Source organism: Streptomyces sp. W1SF4 (genome assembly GCF_003950035.1).
GTDB classification, from domain to species: Bacteria; Actinomycetota; Actinomycetes; order Streptomycetales; family Streptomycetaceae; genus Streptomyces; species Streptomyces racemochromogenes.
The window spans coordinates 125,026-145,959 of the sequence record NZ_CP034351.1 but is presented as its reverse complement, the minus strand read 5'-3'; the positions used below and the strand labels follow the sequence as shown (position 1 = coordinate 145,959).

Annotated in this window: 23 protein-coding genes; 11 read left to right on the top strand and 12 right to left on the bottom strand. The window is 73.0% G+C overall.

The window, feature by feature from the left end; genetic code table 11:
- Positions 1–107 precede the first annotated feature (107 nt).
- Complete coding sequence (locus tag D1J60_RS34530) at positions 108–1,133, top strand: NADP-dependent oxidoreductase (RefSeq protein ID WP_125824468.1); 1,026 nt, start codon at positions 108–110, stop codon at positions 1,131–1,133.
- Positions 1,126–1,998 (top strand): alpha/beta hydrolase, encoded by an 873-nt coding sequence (locus tag D1J60_RS34525; RefSeq protein WP_030895920.1) that lies wholly within the window; start codon positions 1,126–1,128, stop codon positions 1,996–1,998. The genes D1J60_RS34530 and D1J60_RS34525 overlap by 8 nt, the downstream gene beginning before the upstream one ends.
- Positions 1,999–2,274: 276 nt before the next feature.
- On the opposite strand, the gene D1J60_RS34520 is transcribed toward D1J60_RS34525, so the two are convergent.
- A complete protein-coding gene (locus tag D1J60_RS34520; protein ID WP_241253663.1) occupies positions 2,275–2,616 on the bottom strand; it encodes an Atg14 domain-containing protein in 342 nt (113 codons plus the stop codon).
- A gap of 98 nt (positions 2,617–2,714) precedes the next feature.
- Here D1J60_RS34520 and D1J60_RS37575 point away from each other — a divergent pair, with 98 nt between their 5' ends.
- Positions 2,715–2,882 carry a hypothetical protein gene (locus D1J60_RS37575; RefSeq protein WP_164721105.1) on the top strand — a complete coding sequence of 56 codons (168 nt, stop codon included), beginning with the start codon at positions 2,715–2,717 and terminating at the stop codon, positions 2,880–2,882.
- 23 nt (positions 2,883–2,905) lie between these two features.
- Here the strand turns inward: D1J60_RS37575 and D1J60_RS34515 are convergent, their stop codons facing one another.
- Positions 2,906–3,472 (bottom strand): TetR/AcrR family transcriptional regulator, encoded by a 567-nt coding sequence (locus D1J60_RS34515; protein WP_125824467.1) that lies wholly within the window; start codon positions 3,470–3,472, stop codon positions 2,906–2,908.
- 115 nt (positions 3,473–3,587) lie between these two features.
- On the opposite strand from D1J60_RS34515, the gene D1J60_RS34510 reads away from it, so the two are divergent.
- A complete protein-coding gene (locus D1J60_RS34510; protein ID WP_125824466.1) occupies positions 3,588–4,484 on the top strand; it encodes a hypothetical protein in 897 nt (298 codons plus the stop codon).
- Between the two features lie 66 nt (positions 4,485–4,550).
- Here the strand turns inward: D1J60_RS34510 and D1J60_RS34505 are convergent, their stop codons facing one another.
- Positions 4,551–5,189 carry a maleylpyruvate isomerase N-terminal domain-containing protein gene (locus D1J60_RS34505; protein WP_125824465.1) on the bottom strand — a complete coding sequence of 213 codons (639 nt, stop codon included), beginning with the start codon at positions 5,187–5,189 and terminating at the stop codon, positions 4,551–4,553.
- A gap of 181 nt (positions 5,190–5,370) precedes the next feature.
- On the opposite strand from D1J60_RS34505, the gene D1J60_RS34500 reads away from it, so the two are divergent.
- Entirely contained in the window at positions 5,371–5,823 is a 453-nt protein-coding gene (locus tag D1J60_RS34500; RefSeq protein ID WP_125824464.1) for a hypothetical protein, read from the top strand.
- Positions 5,823–6,125: a transcriptional regulator gene (locus tag D1J60_RS34495; RefSeq protein WP_125824463.1), complete on the top strand. Its 303-nt coding sequence runs from the start codon at positions 5,823–5,825 to the stop codon at positions 6,123–6,125. The genes D1J60_RS34500 and D1J60_RS34495 overlap by 1 nt, the downstream gene beginning before the upstream one ends.
- Positions 6,126–6,161: 36 nt before the next feature.
- On the opposite strand, the gene D1J60_RS34490 is transcribed toward D1J60_RS34495, so the two are convergent.
- Entirely contained in the window at positions 6,162–7,712 is a 1,551-nt protein-coding gene (locus D1J60_RS34490) for an APC family permease (RefSeq protein WP_241253662.1), read from the bottom strand.
- A gap of 196 nt (positions 7,713–7,908) precedes the next feature.
- Positions 7,909–8,619, bottom strand: a complete 711-nt coding sequence (locus tag D1J60_RS34485) for a TetR/AcrR family transcriptional regulator (RefSeq protein ID WP_125824462.1) — start codon at positions 8,617–8,619, stop codon at positions 7,909–7,911.
- A gap of 124 nt (positions 8,620–8,743) precedes the next feature.
- Between D1J60_RS34485 and D1J60_RS34480 the strand changes: the two genes are divergently transcribed.
- Entirely contained in the window at positions 8,744–9,970 is a 1,227-nt protein-coding gene (locus D1J60_RS34480) for a saccharopine dehydrogenase C-terminal domain-containing protein (RefSeq protein WP_125824461.1), read from the top strand.
- Positions 9,971–10,016: 46 nt separating this feature from the next.
- On the opposite strand, the gene D1J60_RS34475 is transcribed toward D1J60_RS34480, so the two are convergent.
- Complete coding sequence (locus D1J60_RS34475) at positions 10,017–10,634, bottom strand: TetR/AcrR family transcriptional regulator (RefSeq protein ID WP_125824460.1); 618 nt, start codon at positions 10,632–10,634, stop codon at positions 10,017–10,019.
- Positions 10,635–10,735: 101 nt separating this feature from the next.
- On the opposite strand from D1J60_RS34475, the gene D1J60_RS34470 reads away from it, so the two are divergent.
- Positions 10,736–11,644, top strand: coding sequence for an alpha/beta fold hydrolase (locus tag D1J60_RS34470; protein ID WP_241253661.1), 909 nt, complete (start codon positions 10,736–10,738; stop codon positions 11,642–11,644).
- Between the two features lie 24 nt (positions 11,645–11,668).
- Here D1J60_RS34470 and D1J60_RS34465 read toward each other — a convergent pair whose 3' ends face one another.
- Positions 11,669–12,547 carry a CoA ester lyase gene (locus tag D1J60_RS34465; RefSeq protein WP_125824459.1) on the bottom strand — a complete coding sequence of 293 codons (879 nt, stop codon included), beginning with the start codon at positions 12,545–12,547 and terminating at the stop codon, positions 11,669–11,671.
- A complete protein-coding gene (locus D1J60_RS34460; RefSeq protein ID WP_125824458.1) occupies positions 12,547–13,743 on the bottom strand; it encodes a CoA transferase in 1,197 nt (398 codons plus the stop codon). The genes D1J60_RS34465 and D1J60_RS34460 overlap by 1 nt, the downstream gene beginning before the upstream one ends.
- Before the next feature lie 149 nt (positions 13,744–13,892).
- On the opposite strand from D1J60_RS34460, the gene D1J60_RS34455 reads away from it, so the two are divergent.
- Complete coding sequence (locus D1J60_RS34455) at positions 13,893–14,597, top strand: TetR/AcrR family transcriptional regulator C-terminal domain-containing protein (RefSeq protein ID WP_164721104.1); 705 nt, start codon at positions 13,893–13,895, stop codon at positions 14,595–14,597.
- A gap of 45 nt (positions 14,598–14,642) precedes the next feature.
- Here the strand turns inward: D1J60_RS34455 and ccrA are convergent, their stop codons facing one another.
- The 4 genes from ccrA to D1J60_RS34435 form a co-directional block, all read right to left on the bottom strand.
- Positions 14,643–15,965, bottom strand: coding sequence for a crotonyl-CoA carboxylase/reductase (gene ccrA, locus D1J60_RS34450; protein ID WP_125824456.1), 1,323 nt, complete (start codon positions 15,963–15,965; stop codon positions 14,643–14,645).
- Positions 15,966–16,058: 93 nt separating this feature from the next.
- The gene (locus D1J60_RS34445; protein WP_125824455.1) at positions 16,059–16,643 is read right to left on the bottom strand and encodes a hydrolase; all 585 of its coding nucleotides are present in this window, start codon (positions 16,641–16,643) and stop codon (positions 16,059–16,061) included.
- A gap of 50 nt (positions 16,644–16,693) precedes the next feature.
- Complete coding sequence (locus tag D1J60_RS34440) at positions 16,694–18,109, bottom strand: MFS transporter (RefSeq protein ID WP_241253659.1); 1,416 nt, start codon at positions 18,107–18,109, stop codon at positions 16,694–16,696.
- Between the two features lie 20 nt (positions 18,110–18,129).
- Positions 18,130–18,564, bottom strand: a complete 435-nt coding sequence (locus tag D1J60_RS34435) for a MarR family transcriptional regulator (protein ID WP_125824454.1) — start codon at positions 18,562–18,564, stop codon at positions 18,130–18,132.
- Positions 18,565–18,746: 182 nt separating this feature from the next.
- Between D1J60_RS34435 and D1J60_RS34430 the strand changes: the two genes are divergently transcribed.
- Together D1J60_RS34430 and D1J60_RS34425 are read left to right on the top strand one after the other, a co-directional pair.
- Positions 18,747–19,982 carry a CoA transferase gene (locus D1J60_RS34430; RefSeq protein WP_125824453.1) on the top strand — a complete coding sequence of 412 codons (1,236 nt, stop codon included), beginning with the start codon at positions 18,747–18,749 and terminating at the stop codon, positions 19,980–19,982.
- Positions 19,979–20,842: a CoA ester lyase gene (locus D1J60_RS34425; protein WP_125824452.1), complete on the top strand. Its 864-nt coding sequence runs from the start codon at positions 19,979–19,981 to the stop codon at positions 20,840–20,842. Before D1J60_RS34430 ends, D1J60_RS34425 begins: the two co-directional genes overlap by 4 nt.
- Positions 20,843–20,934: the final 92 nt, after the last annotated feature.

The window sequence follows — 20,934 nt, the reverse complement described above, 5'->3', positions numbered from 1 at the left end:
AGCCAGAAAGACAACACAAACTATTTCAAAAAGTACGGCGGCCATTCGGGATGCGCCCGCCGCCGAGATACCCGCCCCCCCAGAAACGCTTTGCTTAGGAGTGCTCCGTGAAGGCCTTCGTCCTCGAGAGGTACGGCTCCCCCTTGCGGGAGGTCGAGATGCCCGTACCGGTCCCCGCCCCCCATGAGGTGCTCGTGCGCATGGTCGCGTCGGGCGTCAACCATGCCGACGAGCGGCTCCGCTCCGGCGAGTTCAAGGCAATCTTCCCGTTCCGGCTACCCAAAGTCATGGGCGGTGAGCTCTCCGGCGAGGTCGTTGAGGCCGGCTCCGCGGTACGAGACGTCGCCGTGGGCGACCATGTGTACGGCTATGTCGACTTGGCGGCCACAGGCACCTTCTCCGAGTTCGTCGCGGTCGACGCCGCCACGATGGCACCCGTACCCCGGTCTGTGAGCCTGGTCGAGGCCGCGGGGCTTCCAGTCGTCGCGCTCACGGCCTGGCAGGCCCTCGTCGAGATGGGCAAGGTGAAGAAGGGCCAGACCGTCCTCATCCACGGCGGGACCGGTGGCGTGGGATCGGTCGCGATCCAGCTCGCCAAGCACCTGGGCTGCACCGTCGCCACCACCGTCTCGACGGCGAACATCGCAGCCGCCCGAGAGCTTGGTGCCGACATCGTCATCGACTACCGCCACGACGACCTCGCGCAGAGCCTCGCCGGCACGCCCGTCGACCTCGTCCTCGACACCCAGGGCGGAGCCACGCTGCAGGCTTCCCTCGGTGTGCTGCGCCCCGGCGGCACCGTCATCGGCATCACGGGCCCGCCCGACCCGGCCTTCGCGCGGCGCGTCGGCGTCAACCCCGTCGTCCGGCTCGCCATCCGGGCCCTGAGCGCCCGTACTCGCCGCCGGGCACGCGCGCTCGGGGTCACCTACCGCTTCCTGTTCATCACACCCGATAGCGCCGCGCTGCGCCAGGTCGCCGGGCTGGTCGACGCCGGGGTGCTGCGCCCGATCATCGACCGGGCGCTCCCATTCGACCAGACCCCGCGAGCTCTCGACGAGGCGCTCGCCGGCGGCACACGCGGCAAGGTCCTGGTCACCACCGACCCGAAGGCGGTGACCAACCGTGGCTGAGTCCAACGTCCGTCCCCGCCCGACCACGTGGGCCACGGCGCCCAACCGCCGCATCGTCGTAGGTTCGAACACGCTCGTATACCGCGACCTCGGCCCCGAGAACGGCGTCCCGCTGGTCCTGCTCACTCACCTGGGCGCCACGCTCGACGAGTGGGATCCCCGATTTGTCGACGCGCTCGCCCGCGACCGCCGCATCGTCGCGCTCGACCTCCCCGGGGTCGGCGGATCCACCGGCCGTGTCCCAGGCACCGTCGCCGCGATGGCGCGTGCGGCGGAGGGGTTCGTAGCCGCCCTCGGCCTGACCCAGATGGACCTGCTCGGATTCTCGCTCGGCGGCTTCGTCGCCCAGCAGGTGGCCCTCGATGCGCCGGGGCTCGTGCGCCGCCTCGTCCTGGCCGGAACCGGCCCCGCCGGGGGCACTGGCATCGACCGTCCGACAGGTGGAGCCTACGTCTACTGGGACATGGCTCGTGCCGCGATGGCCCGCACCGATGCCAAGGAGTTCCTGTTCTTTCCCCGCACTCCAGCGGGCAAGGCGGCAGCCAAGGCTTACCTCGCGCGCTTGCGCGAGCGCGTGATGGACCGTGACACCCCCATTACACTGTCGTCCTTTCACCGCCAGATCACCACCATCCGGGGCTGGGGCCGGGCTGAGCCGCAGGACCTCTCCCGCATCGGCGCCCCGACGCTCATCGCCAACGGCGACCACGACCGCATGGTCCCCACCGAGCTGTCCCACGACATGCACGCCCGCATTCCCGGCAGCACGCTGATCATCTACCCAGGGGCCGGGCACGGCGGCGTCTTCCAACACGTCGACGAGTTCGTCGACGCCGTGCGAGCCCACCTCCACACCGACAGCTGACATCGGCTCCTCCGCCCGCACCCTCGGCCTGGCCGACCTCGCCCTCCGCCGGGCCGGGGTGGGCCTGTACGACGGCGGCCACCCGACAGCAGCAAACGGCTCGGCCAGATCAACGACCTCCTGCGGCGTTGGAGCCAGGAGAGGCGGCTGGTGACGACCTGGACGCGGTAGGCGGCAGCGCGCGTCCTCGTGCAGACGAGTAGATTCCCAGAGCACACCAGAGGCGGTTGCCCGGCATACATCGGCCAGGCAGCCGCCCCCTGCATACCATTACGCTCAGCTACACGATCCGTACGGTGCATTCGCACCTGAACTGTTCGGCAGAGCACGAACATTCGACGGCGTGGCCAAGACATCGCGAAGCCGCTCGATCTCCATCCGCTGGGCGGCGATCTGCGACAGAGCCCGCTCCCTGAAGTCAGCGAGCCCCTCGATCTGCGCGTCACTCGCGGCGAGGCGTTCCTTCAGTCCGGATACCTGTTCCTTGAGGCGCTCGATCTGTGCAGCCCGCGGGTCCGGAATCACGCCCGTTTCCCGAAGCTCGGTCAACCGGCGTTCGAACTCCTCCGCCAGGTGTTGGTAGGGGCCAGGCCGCGGCGAGCCGTCTCGGTTCTTCATGTGAATGGGCCGTCGACGCGGACCTCCACTGGGGCCGGAACACGCGGTCGGCCGCTGCCACCGAGCCGGAGCTTCGGCAGGCAGGCGACCGGGTGATCATGTGCGGCCGCCTCCACCTGACCGAGGACGGCGCCGCCTGCCTCCAGATGGGCCACTGGTCCGTGCTGTTCGACCTGGCTTCGCCCATCCCCGGCAGCATGGACGAGTCCTGGGTGGAGATCAGCGCCGAGACGGAGCGCGTCGCGCTTTACCCCTGTCGAACCTGACCGCCATCAGGTTCTCGGCTCGGTCACCTGAACAGCAGGCCGGCGAGCGACCGGAACACCTCCTCGGGGTCCTGGGCGTCCACCGGGCCGCTCAGGTTCCGGCTCAGCAGCAGCGTGGCGAAGCCGTGGGCCAGGCTCCAGGCCGCGACCCCCGCCAGCCGGGCGTCGTCACCCCGTCCCGCGTCCGGCAACCGGGACACCCCCATGCGCAGTTGCTCGCCGGCGCGCTGCCTGGCGGCCGTCAGGTCGGGGTCGTCCTCGCGCAGCAGTTCCGGCTGGAACATCACCTGGAAGTGAGCCGGATGCGTCATCGCGAACCGTACGTAGCGCACGCCCCGTTCGCGCAGCGCCGGGGCGTCCGCGTCCGCGAGGGCTTCGGCGAGCAGGTCGTAGCCCTCCGCCGCGATGGCGGTGAGCAGGCCGGTGCGGTCCTTGAAGTGGTGGGCCGGCGCGGCGTGCGAGACGCCGGCCCGGCGGGCGAGGTCGCGCAGGCTCAGGGCGCCGGGGCCCTCGGCGGCGATGACCTCGAGGGCCGCGGTCAGGACGGCGTGGCGCAGATCGCCGTGGTGGTAGGTGCGCTGGCTGGTCACGGCGAACAGACTACGCCGGATCTAGTCGTTGACAAGTTAGGGCGGTGCGAGCAATCTTGTCACCGTCAAGTTCGGACCGGACCGGACCCGTCGGTGGACCTGTTGAGGAGACGTCATGTCGGACGAGAACCCCGTTCCGGCCGCGATCGAGCCCCGTCGCGTACGCCACTTGTGGCAGCTGCTGGAGCCCCTGCACGCCCTGCTCTACTTCGCCCCCGAGTCCCTCGACGAGGCGGCCGCCCTGGGCTTCGACACCACGGAGCGGTGGCCGGGCTACTTCGCCTGGCGGGCCGCACCGCTGGGCGCGGCCGGGCCCGGCCAGGTGGGGTCCGCGTTCTACAGCTTCAGCCCGGAGATGGTCGGGCGGTACGTTCCCGCCGCCTGGGACGTGGCGTCCCCCGAAGCCGTGCTCGCCGCCCGTGAGCGCGCCGTCGACCGTGCCTACCGTGCGCTCCTGGGGGACCGCGTCGACAGCCCCGAGCTCGCGGAGGCCGCCGGCCTGGCCCGCCGTGCGGCCGAGGCCGCCGACGTCGAGGGCCGCCCGCTGGCCGCCGCCAACGCGGCCCTGCCCTGGCCGAGTGCCCCGCACCTCGTGCTGTGGCAGGCCGCGACGATCCTGCGCGAGCACCGCGGGGACGGCCACGTCGCGGCGCTCCGTGCCGCGGGGCTCGACCCGGTGGAGGCGCTCGTGTCCTTCGCCGCGATCGGGGCGGCGCCGGAGGAGACCTTCCAGAGCCGGCAGTGGAGCGCACCGGACTGGGCCGCCGCGCGGGAACGCCTCGTACGACGGGGCCTGCTGGAGCCCGACGGCCCCGCGACGGCGACCGCGGCGGGGCGCGCGCTGCGCGCGAAGGTCGAGAGCCACACCGACGAGCTCGCCGCAGGGCCCTGCGAGGCGCTGGGCTCCGCGGACCTGGAACGGCTCGCGGCACTGCTCGGCGACTTCTGGGTCGCGGCGATCGGCTCGGGGCTGCTGCCCATGACCACGACGTTGGGGATGGGAAAGGTCTGACCGCCTCCGGGTCCGCGTCGTGCGCACCCCGCGCATCTCGGACGGCGGCCGGTCCAGGTGCTCGCGTCAGAGCGCCGAGATGGAGGCTGGTGCGCGTTCGGCGCGGCTGAGTGCGCGCAGGACGCTGGTGGCGCCGTGCCGGCGCAGGGCGATCCGTGACAGCAGGTCCACGACGGTCTCGACGGCAGCGGCCGGGAACTGCGGGGTCGGCAACCCGACGCTGTGCGCGAGGTCGTCGCAGTGGACGACGAGCTCCAGCATCCGGCTGGCGATGAAGTCGTCGAGACCGATCGACCACGGCCCCCACGTGGGCCGACGCACCGGGCGGTCCGGCGCGGTGGGCAGGATGCCGCGCAGTTCCCCGACGCACGCGGCGACCCGCGCGGCCAGCGCGGCCGGACCGTCAGCGGCCTCGTCCTCGCCGCCGGACCGAATGGCCTGGTTGAACGGAGTGTCAAGGTCCGAGCCGATCCAGCTGACGCGCGCGTAGTACTCGTGGATCGAGATGGCGGGCTCGGTGGGTACCGGCTCTGCCAGCACCGTGGGGATGAAGAAGACCTGCCCGGCCAGGTGACCCGCCAGCCCCTGGACGCTGAGCTTCGCCAGTGCGGAGGGCTGGTGCCAGTCGTCCGCGACCTCCGGTGCGGCCAACAGCTCCGCCGCCGTGTCCGCCACACCCAGGTAAAGCTCCCTCACCTGTGTCACCTTGCTGTTCCCCTGTCGCCGTCGGTGGGTGTCCGTGTCCGCCCGGTCAACCTCGCGGCAGGACGACGCATTCCCCGTGCGGGGGAGCCGGGCCGCGCACCTTTTTTCCTCGTAGGAAAGAAGGTGGTACTTTCCTCATGAGAAAGTAGTACGCGGAAGAACGACGACCAGGGACGCCCCCATGACTCCTCACGACGCCCAGACCGCCCTCGACGCCATACGCCACCGTCAGGAGCAGACGCTCAACGCGTACGTGCGCCACGCCTACGCGCGTCCCTACCTGGTCGTTTCGGCCCTGGGTCTGTTCACCGTGTGCTCGTCCTTCGACCTGCCGAGCCCGTGGAACACCGCCGCCGTCCTGGCGGGGAACGCCCTGGCCCTGGGCGGGCTGTTCGTGCACCAGCGCCGGGCCCCGGTCCGCCGCAAGGCCGCCGGCTCGGAGGTGCTGTTCTACGGGGTCGCCGGGGTCCTGCTCCTCGTGCTCTTCTGGACGGCGGCGGTCGCCGCCTACTTCCTCGGCCTGCCGGCGCGGCACACGCTCGCCGCGGCCGTCACCGCCCTGGCGGCCGTGGTCGCCTCGTACGCGCTGCGCCCGTTCGTCGAGTCCGTCATCCGAAGGAACGGCCACTGCTGATGGATCCCGACTTCGACGAGTTCCTGCACGTTCCGGCGCGACTGTCGGTCGTCGCACTCCTGGCTCCGGCCGACTGGGTGGAGTTCGGCTTCGTCCGGGACACGGTGGACACCAGCGACTCGGCCCTGTCGAAGCAGGTCTCCGCGTTGGCGGACGCCGGGTACGTCGAGGTCCGCAAGACCCGCGACCGTACGGGACGCCACACCCACCTCCGCCTCACCCCGCACGGGCGCCAGGCGTTCCAGCGGCACGCGTCGGCGCTGGAGAGGATCGTGGCGGCGGCACGGATGCAGTCGCAGTAGCCGCAAGCGCAGCTCCGCGCCGCCGCCCCCGCACCCCTACGGCGACTCGGGCGCCACGCCGGGGCGTTCGCGCCAGAAGGCTCCGGACCAGGCGCGCCGCAGCAGCATCAGCACCACTCCGGCGCCGGCCAGGAACAGCGCGATGACCAGCGGCGCGCCCAGCCCGAACCAGGCGGTCGAACTGGAGGCGTTGGCCGGATCGGCCATGTCGGCGACGGACTCGGCCAGCAGCCAGAGCAGCATGGCCGCGCCGAGCAGCGGGCCCGCGCCGAGCAGCAGGAAGGGGCCCGGCCCCCGCAGCAGCCGCCGCCGGTACCAGACGGCGCAGGCGATGCCGGTGAGGGCGTAGTAGAAGGCGATGAGCAGCGACAGGGCCGTCAGGGAGTCCGCGAGGGCGTTCTCGCTGATCCGGTGGATGACGACGTACCAGACGATCGCCGTGCCGGTGACCCACCACGTGCTGGTGCCCGGCGTACCGCGGCGGGCGTCGATGCGGGCGAACCCGGCGGGCAGTGCCTTGCGGCGGGCCATGGACAGGGCGGTGCGGGAGGCCGGGATGATGGTCGTCTGGGTCGAGGCGAGCGCGGAGGTGGCGACGGCGAGGAGCAGGATCCAGTCCCAGCCGCCGAGCACCTCCCGCGCGAGCGAGGCGAAGACGTCCTCCTCCGCGTCGGCCTGTCCGGCGAGGTACGCGGTGCCGGCGTAGGCGACGACCGCGAAGGCCACGGCAACGTAGGTCGCCAGCAGGACCACCGTCGACCAGATGCCCGCCCGGCCGGGGGCGTCGGCGGAGTCCTTGGTCTCCTCGGTCAGGTTGACGGCGGATTCCCAGCCCCAGTACGCGAACACGCCGAGCAGCAGGCCGCCGGTGAGCGACGAGCCCCCGGCCCCGAAGGGGTCGAGCCAGTCGGCGGCCGGGCGGACGGCGTCGAGGGATCCCGTGCCGGCGTACACGCGCCACATGGCCACGGCCGCGAACACGACCAGGCACAGGACCTGGACCAGCACGAGCGCGTTCTGGAAGCGGGCCGACACCTCGGTGCCGCGTACGCAGAGCCAGGACATGAGGAGGATCAGCAGGACGGTGAGGGCCTCGCGGACCAGGGAGTCGGCGGCCAGGCCGTCGGCGCCGACGGCGAGCAGGCCGAAGCCGACGGCGACGTCGGCGAGTGAACCGACGACGAGCACCCCCGTCATCGCGATGGCCCAGCCGCCCAGCCACCCGGTGGTGGGGCCGAGGGCGCGGGTGACCCAGGAGAAGGTCGTGCCGCAGTCGGGGTCGGCCCGGTTGAGGAAGTGGAAGGCGGAGGCGATCAGCAGCATGGGGACGAACGACGCGAGCATCACGCCGGGGGCGTGTACGCCGACCAGGGCGACGAGGGGGCCGATGACGGCGGCCAGCGAGTACGCGGGGGAGGTGGCGTTGAGGCCGATGGCGAGGGAGTCGAGGAAGCCGATCGCGTCGGGTTTGAGGGCGCCGGCCTGGGCCTGATGCGTCGTCGGTGCGGCGTTCCCGTCCGGTATCGGGGGCGCGACGGTGGCCGTGGCGGCCCGGGGGGTGGTTTCCGGCGGGGTGTCTGCGGCCATCGTCCCTCGCTGTACTGGTGCGGTGTGCGGGCCGCGCCGGGGCGGGCGCGGTGTGAACGGGGGGTGAACTGCGAAGAGGAAACCCGCGCGGGCGGGAAGGGGTCAATGGTGTTGGCATAAGGAACCCGCGCGGGGCCGGGGCCGGCCCGCGCACGGCCCCCGGGCGCGGCGGCCGGCTCAGCCGATTCAGCCCGTCTCAGCCCGCCCGCAAGGCCTGGAGCCGGGACTCCGCGCTCGCGAGCAGCATGTCCAGGGCGACCGGGTAGACGCTGTGGTTCATGCGGGCGGCGAGCAGTCGCCTGGTGGCGCTGATGTGCGGGTACTTGTCGGCCGGCAGCCGGGCGTACGTGGACTCCCACTGGCCCTCGTCGGAGGTCCGGGAAGGTTCGGACAGGGCGAGGGAGCCGGCGTCCAGGGCGGCGAAGGCCAGGCTCTGGTCGATGAAGGCGTGGTAGATCCGGACCGCCTCCGGGTCGGGGAAGCCCGCCGTGCGCAGGATGCCGAGGACCGCCTCGTCGGCGTCGATCTCCCGGGGGCGGCCGGTCACCCGGCCCGCGGTCAGTACGGCCGCCTGCGGGTGCTCCAGGTAGGCGCCGTGGATGCGGAGGCCGAGTTCCCGCAGGTCGTGACGCCATTGGCCGGTCGCGGTCCAGCCGTCGAGGGCCCGCCCGATGAGCTCCTCGCCGATGGCGAGGGTGAGGGCGTCCATGCCGTTGAAGTACCGGTAGAGGGTGCTGGGATCCGCTCCGAGGGCGGCGCCGAGCCGGCGGGCGGACAGGCCGGCGCTGCCGTGCTCGCGCAGCATGCGCAGGGCGGTCTCGACGATCAGCCGCTCGGACAGGACCACGCCCTGCCGGGTGGGGCGCCGCCGCCGGCGGGCTTCCTCGGGAACCACGGGCTTCGCCATCGGACACCTTCCCTCTCCTTGCCCCACCTTATGCCAACACCATTGACCTTGTCTTGGGGCCCCGGCTTTCATCCCTCCCACGAGGCGCGGATCTCCGCGTACCTCACCGAGAGAGGGTTTCGTCATGCGTGTTCTGCTTGTGGGCGCCGGTGGCGTCGGTACCGCGATCACCCGGATCGCGGCCCGCCGGGACTTCTTCGACCACTTCGTGGTCTGCGACTACGACCTGTCCCGCGCCGAGGCGGCCGTGACCGCGCTCGGCGAAGCCGGCGGCCGGTTCCACGCGCGCCGCGTCGACGCCTCGGACCGGGCGGCGGTGGCCGCGCTCCTCACCGAGGAGCGGTGCGACGTACTGCTGAACGCCACGGATCCGCGGTTCGTGATGCCCCTGTTCGAGGCGGCCCTCGCGGCGGACAGCCACTACGTGGACATGGCCATGTCCCTGTCCCGGCCGCACCCCGGCAATCCCTACGCGGAGTGCGGGGTCAAGCTCGGCGACGAGCAGTTCGAGCGGGCCGGGGCCTGGGAGAAGTCGGGTCGGCTGGCCCTGGTCGGGATGGGCGTGGAGCCGGGCCTGTCGGACGTCTTCGCCCGGTACGCCGCCGACGAACTCTTCGACGAGATCGAGGAGATCGGCATCCGCGACGGGGCGAACCTGACGGTCGAGGGCCACGACTTCGCCCCGTCCTTCAACATCTGGACGACGATCGAGGAGTGCCTGAACCCGCCGGTGGTCTACGAGCGGGACCGCGGATGGTACACCACCGAGCCGTTCAGCGAGCCGGAGGTCTTCGACTTCCCGGAGGGCATCGGCCCGGTCGAGTGCGTCAACGTCGAGCACGAGGAGGTGCTGCTGGTCCCGCGCTGGGTGGACGCGCGCCGGGTCACCTTCAAGTACGGCCTGGGCGAGGACTTCATCGGCAAGCTGAAGATCCTGCACGCGCTGGGCCTGGACTCGACCGAGCCGGTCACGGTCCGCGGCGCGGACGGCACCCCGGTACGGGTCTCCCCGCGCGACGTGGTGGCGGCGTGCCTGCCCGACCCGGCCACGCTGGGGGAGCGGATGTCGGGCAAGACCTGCGCGGGGACCTGGGTGAAGGGCACCAAGGACGGCCGGCCGCGCGAGGTGTACCTCTACCACGTGGTGGACAACCAGTGGTCGATGCGCGAGTACGGCTCCCAGGCCGTGGTGTGGCAGACCGCGGTCAACCCGGTCGTGGCGCTCGAACTCATCGCCGCCGGGGTGTGGGCGCAGTCGGGCGTACTGGGCCCGGAGGCCCTCCCGCCGCACCCGTTCCTGGACCTGCTGACCGCGTACGGCTCCCCGTGGGGAATCCGCGAAGAGGCCTGACCCCGGGCCCCGCCGCCGCCCGTGGCGCCGCCGCGCCGGGGCGGGATCAGGGCCCCGTCAGCCGGGCCGTCAGGCCGTCGAAGTAGCTGCGGTGGAGGGCGACCAGGTCGATCCGGTCGGGGTCGAGGAGCCAGAGCAGGTGGGCTCCCTCCAGGAAGGCGGCGACCTCGGCGGCCAGGGTCCGCGCGTCGAGGCCGGGGTGCGCGGTGCCGTCAGCCTCGGCGCGGGTGAAGAGCGAGACGAGGTGGTCCCGCAGGGCACGCCCGCGGTCGCGGAACCAGACGTGCAGGGCGGAGCCGGGGTCCAGGTTCTCGGCGGTCAGGGCCGTGTGGAGGGCGGCCAGTTCCCGTTCCGCGGCGGCGGTGTGCTCGGCGTCCCGTACGAACCAGTCGATCGCCTGCGCCAGAGAGGGCTCGGCGTCCGCGGTGATGGCGAGGCGTTCGAGGGCCCGCCGGTCGGCCTCCTGGAGCACGGCCCGGACCAGCGCGTCCTTGCTGCCGAAGTGGTGGATCAGGGCCGAGGGCGTGACGCCGGCCCGCGCGGCGACCGCGGCCACGCCGGTGCCGCGCACGCCCTGCTGCGCGAAGAGCCCGATCGCGGCGTCGACCATCGCGCGGCGGCGCTCGACGCCCCGCTTCTGCACCTGTCCCCTGACTCCTGCCATGGGGTTCAGGGTGCCCGCCGGCGGGCGGGGACGTCCAGCCGCGCCCCCCGGTGCCGCAAACCGCTGGTGGCGGGGGACCGCAGCCATTAACCTGCACGACCATGCAGGAAAATAACGAGAAGATGATCGATGCGGGCGCCGGTCTCACGCTCTGGGCGCAGGAGTTCGGGGCGCCCGAAGACCCGACGGTGCTGCTGGTGATGGGCGCGCAGGCCCAGGGCGTCCAGTGGAACGACGGCCTCGTGCGGCGCCTGGTCGAGGGCGGCCGCCACGTCATCCGCTACGACCACCGCGACACCGGCCGCTCCTCCCGGGTGGACTTCGCGGCCCACCCGTACACCGTCGCCGACCTCGCCTCCGACGCGCTAGCCGTCCTCGACGCCTTCGCCGTGGAGCGCGCCCACCTGGTCGGGGCCTCCCTCGGCGGGATCATCGCCCAGCGGCTCGCCCTCACCGATCCGCACCGGGTGCTGACCCTGACCAGCCTCTCCTCCCAGCCGCTGGGTACGGACACCGCCGGCGCGATCCAGCGGGCCATGGCCGGCCTCGCCCCCTCGCCCGGTCAGCTCCCGCCCCCGGCAGCCGAGTTGCTCGCCGTCCTCACGACCTCCTTCCCCGAGCCGGGCGCGGGCCTTGAGGGGTACCTCGCCGCGCGGCTGCCGATGTGGCGGGTGCTGCACGGTCCGGAGCTCCCCTTCGACGAGGACGAGTACCGCGCCATGGAGGAACGCGTCCACGGGCGAGCCGCGGACATCGGGGCCGCGCTGAACCACACGCTGGCCGGAGCCGCGGGGGACTCCTTCACCACGGCCGACCTGGCCTCGGTCGCCGCTCCCACGCTCGTGCTGCACGGCACGCGCGACCCGATGTTCCCGCCGCCGCACGCCGAGGCCACGGCCGCCGCCGTCCCCGGCGCACGCCTGGTCATGCTCGAAGGGATGGGCCACACCCTGCCCCTGGCCGTGGACGGGCGCCTGGCCGCGGAGATCCTCGCCCACACCGGGGGGTGAAGGGCCCCGCCGCCACGACGGGCATCAGGAAGCGTCGGAGGCGGTGTCCAGGACCGCGCGGGCCCGGCGCAGGGCCGCGGCGTCGACGAGGCCGCCGTTCGCGTCGAGCCATGCCCCCGCGCCGCCCGCCCCGGCCCGCTCCACGCTCTCCACGAGGCGCCGCGCGGCGTCGACCTCCCCGGCCCGGGGAGTGAACACGGAGTTGACCACCGCCACTTGGGCGGGGTGGACCACCGAGCGGCCGAAGAAGCCGCGCTCCCGTCCGCGTACGCAGTCCACCGCCAGCCCGTCGAGGTCCCGTACGGCGGGGAAGACGCTCAGCGGCGGCCGGGGCAGGCGGGCCGCGGCGGCGGCGAGCAGGACGCGGTGGGCGGCCGCGTCCAGCACGTCGCGGTGCCCGGTGCCCAGCTCGGCCGCGAGGTCGGCCTCCCCGAAGGCGAGGCCGGACACCATGGCGTGGCCGGTGGCGAGGGCGTGGGCGTGCTCGATGCCCAGCGCCGTCTCCAGAAGCGGTACGAGCGGCACCCCCGGCAGGAGCCGCGCGGCCTCGGCGACCTGCGCGGGCCGCTCGCACTTGGGGATGCGCACGCCCGAGACCCGGGTGCCGCGCAGGGCGGTCAGGTCCTCCTCGCCGCCCCCTCCCGGCGGGTTGACGCGTACGTACACCGGGCGCCGGTGGCCCCGGTCCAGGAAACCGGCGACGGCGTCGCGTGCGGCCGCCTTCCGGACCGGAGCCACCGCGTCCTCCAGGTCGATGACCACCGCGTCGGCCCCGCAGGCGAGGGCCTTGCCGAAGCGCTCGGGGCGGTCTCCCGGGACGTAGAGCCAGGTACGGACCACCGGGCGCGGGCGGCGGTCGCCGCCGAAGCCCGCGCCGCCCGGGCCCGGGGTGGAGACCCCCATCAGATGACCCCCGCCCCGCGCAGTTCCGCGCGGCGCCGCGCACCGATCCCCAGCCGCTCGAAGACCTCGGCGTTGTCCGCGCCCAGCGCCCGGCCCGCCCAGCGGACCCGCCCCGGAGTGTCGGACAGGCGGGCCGGGACGCCCTGCATGGCCAGGGAGCCGAGTTCGGGGTCGTCGACGTGCACGACCGTACCGAGGGCGGCGAACTGCGGGTCGGCGGCGATGTCCGCGGCGCTGTACACCGGCGCGACCGCCGCCTCGGCCTCCTCGAAGGCCGCGACGACCTCGTCCGCGCCGCGCGCCGCGATCCAGCCGCCGACGGCGGCGTCGAGCTCCTCGACGTGCTCGGCGCGCCCCGATCCGGTGGCGAACCACGGCTCCTCGATCAGGTGGGCACGGCCCACCAGCCGCATCACGCGCTCGGCGACGGACTGCGTGCTGGTGGAGACGGCGACCCAGCGTCCGTCGCGGCAGCGGTAGGTGTTGCGGGGGGCGTTGTGCGGCGAGCGGTTGCCCGAGCGCTCCTGGACGATGCCGAGTTGCTGGTGGGCGGAGATCTGCGGGCCGAGCAGGTGCAGGATCGGCTCGATGAGCGCCGTGTCCACGACCTGGCCGCGGCCGGTCGTGGCGCGCGCGTGCAGGGCCACCATGGTCGCGTACGCCGCCGTGACCGCGGCGACGCCGTCGGCGAGACCGAACGGGGGCAGGGTCGGGGGTCCGTCCGGCGTGCCCGTGCAGTGGGCGAAGCCGCTCATCGCCTCGGCGAGGGTGCCGAAGCCCGCGCGGTGCCGCATGGGGCCGACCCGGCCGAAGCCGCTCACGCGGAGCATGACCAGCCGCGGGTTCAGCTCGCGGAGCCGTTCGTAGCCGAGGCCCCACCGCTCGAAGGTGCCCGGCCGGAAGTTCTCCACCAGCACGTCCGCGTCGCGCACGAGCGCCCTGCAGATCTCCTGGCCCTCGGCGCGGCTCAGATCGAGCGTGACCGTGCGCTTGTTCCGGGCGACAAGCTTCCACCACAAGCTCTCGCCGCGGACCTGCGCGCCGTGGCGCCGGGCCGGATCGCCCCTCGGATGCTCGATCTTGATGACGTCCGCCCCGAAGTCACCCAGGAGCGTCGCCGCGCCGGGCCCCGCGAACAGGGTGGCGGCGTCCAGCACCCTCGTGCCCGCTAAAGGGAGGTCTGTCGTCGCGTCCACAGCACATCACTCCAGTCCAGTCCAGCCCAGTCCGGTCCCGCAGGCATTTCCGTAAGCCTTACGGTAACGGTCACCGTAAAATGGCCCGCGGTGGTCCGCAAGAGCGGCCTCCGGCCACGGCCGGCCAACGGGCCGGTGAGGGGGGAACGATGGCGAAGGATCCGCGGAACACGGCGCCCGCAGCGGCTCGCAGACGGCGCCGCGGCTCGCTGTCCCGGCCGCAGGTCGTGGCGGCGGCGCTGGAGCTGGCGCGCGAGGAGGGGCTGGCGGCGGTCAGCATGCCGCGGCTCGCACAGGAGCTGGAGTGCGGGGTGATGTCGCTCTACGGCCATGTGGAGAGCAAGGAGCACCTGCTCGAACTGCTGGCCGCGGCCGTGCTGGAGGACTTCCCGCTGGAGCTGGCGGACGACACCCCGTGGCAGCCGGCCCTGGAGCGGTTCTCCGCGTCCCTGCGGCGCAGGATGCTGGAGAACGGGGCCCTCGCTGAGCTCCTGATCACCCGTCGCATGTGGAGCGCGGGCCTGGCCGAGGTGTTCGAGTGGCTGCTGGGCAGGATGACGGAGGGCGGCTGGCCGCTGCGTGAGGCGGTCCGGGCGTACCACTCGGTGCAGACCTACACCCTCGGCTTCGTCCTGTACGAGATCCGCCGGACCACGCCCGCGCACGAGGAGGAACACCGCGCGTGGTGGCGCCACACCCTCGCGGACCTGCCGCCGGCGTCGTTCCCCCTGCTGCACGCCGCGGCCGGGTTCGCGCCGGAGGGGGCGGGGGAGGAGCAGTTCGCCTGGGGCCTGGAACGGCTGCTGCACGGCCTGGCGGCAGAGCTCGCCGACCGCACGCAGCCGTCCGGTTGACGGGCCGGGGCGACGGGCCGGGGCCATGGGCCCCGGCCCGCGTCATCAGCTCTGGAACAGCCGGAACCGCTCCTCGCCCACGCGGGCGCGTGCCTGCGCGTCGGTCACGCCCAGCCCGGCCCGCGGTGCGAGGCCGAGCACGCCGACCTTGCCGAGGTGCTCGTTCACCTGCACGCTGCGCGCCGCCTCAGCGGCGTCGTCCAGGGCGTAGGTGGCGGACAGGGCCGGAAGGACCTTGCCCATCTCGATGAGCCGGTTGGTCTCCCACTGCTCGTTGAGGTTGGCGCCGTGGCTGCCGATGATGTTCTTCAGCTTCATCCACAGGTAGCGGTTGTCGTACTGGTGGTCGTAGCCGGTGCTGGACCCGCAGGTGACCACGGTGCCGCCGCGGCGGGCCAGGAACACCGAGGCGCCGAAGGTCGCCTTGCCGACGTGCTCGAAGACGATGTGCGGGTCCTCGCCGACCGCGTCGCGGATCGCCTTGCCCAGCTTCTTCCACCCCTCGGGCCGCTGGAGCATGGTGCGGTCGCCCTGTTCGATCGCCGAGCGGTCGATGACCGCCTCGCAGCCGAGCTTGCGCAGGACCTCCGCCTTCTCCGCCGAACTGACGACGCCCACGGGGATGCCGCCGCCGTTGCGCACCAGCTGGACGGCGTACGCGCCCAGCCCGCCGGTCGCGCCCCAGATCAGGACCACGTCCCCCTGCTTCATGCGGGCACCGCGGTCGCTGACGAGCATCCGGTACGCGGTGCCCGCGCACAGCGGGTTGGACGCGGCCTCCTCCCAGGTGAGCAGCGCGGGCTTGGGCAGGAGCTGGCTGGCGCGTACGACGGTGTACTGCGCCAGGCCCCCGAAGTTGGTCTCGAACCCCCAGGCGCGCTGGTCCTCGCCGAGCATGCCGTCGCTGTGGGTGGCGGGGTCCTGCTCGTCGACGTAGGCCGTCCCGACGACGACGTGGTCGCCCGCGTTCCAGCGGCGCACGGCCGAGCCGGTCCGCACGACCACGCCCGAGGCGTCGGAGCCGAGGATGTGGTACGGCAGGTCGTGGCGGGCGTCCCAGCCGCCGCGCCGGCCCATCTGCTCCAGGAAGCGGAAGGTGGGTACCGGTTCGAAGGTGGCGGACCACACGGTGTTGAAGTTGATAGCGGCCGCCATCACCGCGACCAGCACCTCGTCGGGGGCCAGTTCGGGCATGGGGACGTCTTCCACGTGCATCGACTTGCGGACGTCCTTGTCCGCGACGCCGTCGAACATCCCCGTCTGGTCCTTGTGGACCGTCACGGCCTTCATGTGGCCGGGCAGGGGCAGGCTCAGCAGCTCTTCACCGCTGCGGCCTTCGATCACGGCGTCTGCGAGGGGGGTACTCATGGGATCTCCATAGGTGTCGTACGGTTCGGGACGGCCGGAGGTGTACGTCAGGGCGGGCGGGCGCCGGCACGGGCGCGTGCGGGCGGGACCGCCTCAGGCCCGTACGGCCATGAGCGCCGCGAGGACGGCGTCGGTGGTGTCGACGCGGGCGATCAGCGGCAGGATCCTCGTGGCCGCGAACTCCTGGTGCTCGGCGGAGAACGTGCTCGTCGCGTCCTCCGCGACGACCACGTGGTAGCCGTGCTCGTAGGCGGAGCGGGCGGTGGACTCCACGGCGAGGTTGGTGGCGATGCCGGTGAGGACGAGCTCCTCGATGCCGCGGCGGCGCATCTGGAGGTCCAGTTCGGTGCCGGTGAAGGCGCCCCACTGGCGCTTGGTGATGAGGAGGTCGTCGGGGTGCGCCGCGAGTTCGGGGGAGAGCCGGGAGTACTCGGGGTGCAGGGCCGGGGGGTTGTGCGGCACGTCGGCGCGGGGCTGGAGCGCGGCGCCGCCGTCGGGGCCGTGGGCCACGTTGACGAGGACGACGGGCAGGCCGGCCGCGCGGAACGCGTGGGCCAGGCGGGCGCTGTTGCCGACGACCTGGGCGGCCGGGTGGGGCTGCAGGGGCAGTCCGAGGATGCCCTCCTGGACGTCGAGCACGACGAGGGCGGCCTTGGGGCTGAGTTCCACGACGGGCATGGGTGGTTCCTTTCGGAGGGGTGCGGAGTACGGAGTACGGGAGGCGCGGCTCAGCCGTGGTCGGCGGTGCCGCGCAGGTGCCGGGTGAGGGCGGCGTTGAGGAGGAGTACGAGGCTGATCCCCGTGATCACGGCGGCCAGCAGGTGGAGCCCGGAGTCGCCGGCCTGCCGGCCGACGGCGATGCCGACCAGGGCCGAGGCGAGGTTGGCGCCGATGTACTGGGAGGTGCGCAGGAGCCCGGAGGCGGTGCCGATCTGTTCGGCCGGCGCGGTGCGGTACATCAGCGTCTGGTTGCCCAGGCTGTTGAACCCGTTGGGCAGGCCCAGCACCGCGGCGATGACGAGGATCTGCCACAGCGGCACGCTCGACCCGAACAGGGCCAGTGCGGCGCTGCCCACGCAGAGGGCGGCGGATCCGGTGACGAGGACGGTGCGCAGGCCGCGGCCGACGAGCCGGGTGGCCCACATGGTGGTGACGACTCCGAGGCCGGCCATGGGCAGCATGACCAGGCCCGACTCGGCCTCGGACAGGCCGCGCCCCTGCTGGAGCCACTGGGGGAGGGCGTAGGTGATGGAGTAGAAGACGACGTAGGTCGCCATGCAGCGTACATAGGTCGCGGCGAGCGGACGGTTGCGGGCGATCATGCGGAGGTCCACGAAGGGCCGGTGCGCGCGCAGTTCGCGCCAAACCAGCGCGGCGGTCAGGACCACGAAGGCGGCGAGCGCCCACCACCGCGGGTGGTCGGGCAGCGAGAGCAGGAACAGCATCAGCCCGCACAGCTCGCCGGTGAACAGCGCCATCCCCGGCAGGTCCAGTTCGCGCAGGGTGACGCGGGCGCGGCGCGCCGCGTCGTCGGCGGGCAACCAGAGCAGGGCCATGGCCAGGGCGGTGAGGGCGAGGGGGACGTTGACCCAGAAGATGGCCCGCCAGTCGACGAGCTGGACGAGCAGGCCGCCGAGGGGCGGCCCGAAGGCCACGGCGGCCTGGGAGGCGGCGGAGATCGCCCCGAGCCCGCCGGCGGGTGCGCTGCCCCCGGCCGGGAGGGCGTCGGCCCGTTGGCGGATCATCGACATGCCGGCCGGGTACGCGGCCGAGGTGCCGATGCCCAGGACCACGCGGGCGGCGATCAGCCAGCCGAGGGTGGGGGCGAAGGGGGCCGCGGCGGCCGAGGCCAGGACCAGGAGGAGCCCGATGCCGAATATCCGGCGGGGGCCGAACGCGTCGGCCAGGCGGCCCATCGTGGGCTGGGCGACCGCGGTCGCCAGGTAGAGGCCGGAGACCAGCCAGACGACCGCGGCTCCGGCGTCGAACGCCTCCTGGATGGAGAGCAGGGCCACCGCCAGCATCGACGAGTTGAGGGCGTTGAGCATGGTGCCCAGGACGATCGGGGTGAGGAAGCCGAGCGGCAGGCGGGCGGGGGCGGGGGGAACCGGTTCTCTCGCGGTCCGTGCGGTGCGTAATGCCACGGTTCCCCCTTGGGGACTGTCTAGGTTTCGGACAAGAGGTCGAGGAGCTTGTTCGCGGCGCTGAGGACTTCCCGCTCGACCGGGGTCAGGCGGGTGGCGATGGCCCGTGCGAGCCAGGTGTCGCGCGACTGCCGGTCGGCCGCCACCAGGCGGCTGCCCGCGTCGGTGATCTCCATCAGGACCTGGCGGCCGTCGCGGTCGTGGGGCCGACGGGTGATCAGGCCGCGCTCCTCCAGGGCGGAGAGCTGGCGGGTGAGCGACTGGGGCTGGACGCCCTCGTGGGCCGCTAGTTCCTTGGGGCTGAGGGCCCCGACGCGGTCCAGCCGGCTCAGGACGGAGGCGCTGGTGAGTCCGAGGCCGTGCGGGGGGCGTTCCTGGCGCATGCGCCGACTGAGCGCGGACACGCTGTCGCGGGTCTGTCTGGCCAGATCGATGGTGTCTTGATTGTCTTCCACGAACGAAGCCTAGCTTATAAGCATGGCTTGGTATTTCGTCAACCTGGCTCATCACCTCACCTCGCTTCAACTCCCATGAAATCTGCAAGAAAAGGCAAAGCATGGCCGGAAAACGGGGCTCGGATCGGGGTGTGACGCTGCTCGCATTTACTTCGTTGCACTGAGCATGTTGTCTAGGAGTCATGATCAATCGCTCCGGCCCCGATCCCCATGAACACCCAGGGCCCACCGGCGCCCCGCCCCCACTCGCCGGCCTGAAGGTCATCGACACCGCCACCCTCTTCGCAGGCCCCTTCGCCGCCACCCTGCTCGGGGACTACGGCGCGGAGGTCGTGAAGATCGAACACCCGGACGGCGACCCCGCCCGCCGCTACGGCGCCCAGGCCGACGGCGTCCCCGTGTGGTGGAAGGTCGTGGCCCGCAACAAGCGCTCCGCCACCCTGGACCTCCACACGGACGAGGGCCGGCTGCTCTTCCGGCGTCTGGCGGCCGACGCCGACCTCGTCGTGGAGAACTTCCGCCCCGGCACCCTGGAACGCTGGGGCCTGGACTACGCCACCCTCAGCGAGCACAACCCCCGCCTGGTGCTCCTGCGCATGACCGGCTTCGGCCAGACCGGCCCCTACGCCCACCGCCCCGGCTTCGGCACCGTCGGAGAGGCCATGAGCGGGCTCGCCCACCTCACCGGCAACCCCGACGGACCGCCCACCCTCCCCTCCTTCCCCCTCGCCGACGCCATCGCCGGACTCACCGCGGCCTTCGCCGCGCTCACCGCGCTGCGCGCCCGCGAGCTCACCGGCCGCGGACAGGTCGTCGACCTCTCCATCGTCGAGTCGATGCTCGGCGTCCTCGCCGGACCCCTCACCACCTACGACCTGACCGGCGTCATGCCCACCCGGCAGGGCAACCGCTCGCCCAACAACGCGCCGCGCAACGTCTACCGCACCAAGGACGGCCACTGGGTGGCCGTCGCCGCCACGACCGTCTCCGTCGCCGAACGCGTCGTACGCCTGGTGGGCCGCCCCGAACTCGCCGACGAGCCCTGGTTCGCCACCGGAGCCGGCCGCGCCGCCCACACCGGCGAACTCGACGCGGCCGTCGGCGGCTGGATCGCCGAGCGCACCCGCGACGAGGTCGTGGACGCCTTCGACCGGGCCCAGGCGGCGATCGGCGCCGTCTACGACTTCGCCGACGTCCTCCAGGACCCGCACCTCACCGCCCGCCGCTCCCTCGTCTCCGTACCCGACCCGGAACTGGACGCGATCCGCATGCCGGACGTCGCCTTCAGGCTCTCCGACACCCCCGGCTCCGTGCGCTGGGCCGGCCCCCGCCTGGGCGAGCACACCGCCGAGATCCTCGGCGAACTCGGCGTCGGCAGCGAGGAGTTATCCGCGCTCGCAGAAAGGGGAGTCATATGACCGCCGCGCTGCACCGCAGCTACCTGTACGTTCCCGCGCACAAGGCCCGCCTGGTGGACAAGGCGTACGCGAGCGAGGCGGACGCCGTCGTCCTCGACCTGGAGGACGCCGTACCGCCGGCCGGCAAGGAGGCTGCCCGCCGTGCCGCCGCCGAGATCCTGTCCACCACCCCGCCCAAACCCACGTACGTACGGGTCAACTCCCCCACCAGCGGCCTCGCCCGCGACGACGTACGGGCCGTCGCGCTGCCCGGCCTCGCAGCCGTCCGGCTGCCCAAGGTCGAGCACCCCCAGCAGATCCGCGACGCGGCCCGGTGGCTGGAGGAGGCCCACAGCGACGCGGGCCTGCAGATCCTCGTCGAATCCGCGCTCGGCGTCGAAGCCCTGAGCGAGCTCGCCCGCTCCACGCCGCGCCTGGAACGCATCGGCCTCGGCGAGAACGACCTGCGCGCCGACCTGCGCACCGACTTCGACGGGCCCACCATGGACGCCGCCCGGGTCCGCTGCGTGTTCGTCTCCCGGGCGGCCGGGCTCGTCAGCCCGGCCATGAGCGTCCACCCGCGCCTGGACGACCCCGAGGGGCTGCGGCGCTCCTGCCGGGACGGGCTCGGCATGGGCTACCTCGGACGCTTCGCCGTCCACCCCGCCCAGCTCCCCGTCATCAACGAGGTGTTCACGCCCTCCGAGCGGGAGGCCGACGACGCCCGCGCCGTGCTGGCGGCCGCCGCCTCCCGGCCGGACGCCGGATCGTCCGTGTTCGTCACCGAGGACGGCCGGACCGTCGCCCCGCCCCTGCTCGCCCAGGCCCGCGCCGTCCTGGCGATGGCCGAAGCCCTCTCGGCCGGCACCCGCCCCTCCTGACCCTGGCCGCGTACCCCGCGTACCCCGCGTACCCCGCGTACCCCGCGTACCCCGCGTACCCCGCGTACCCCGGCGGGCCCGCCCGCCGCGCC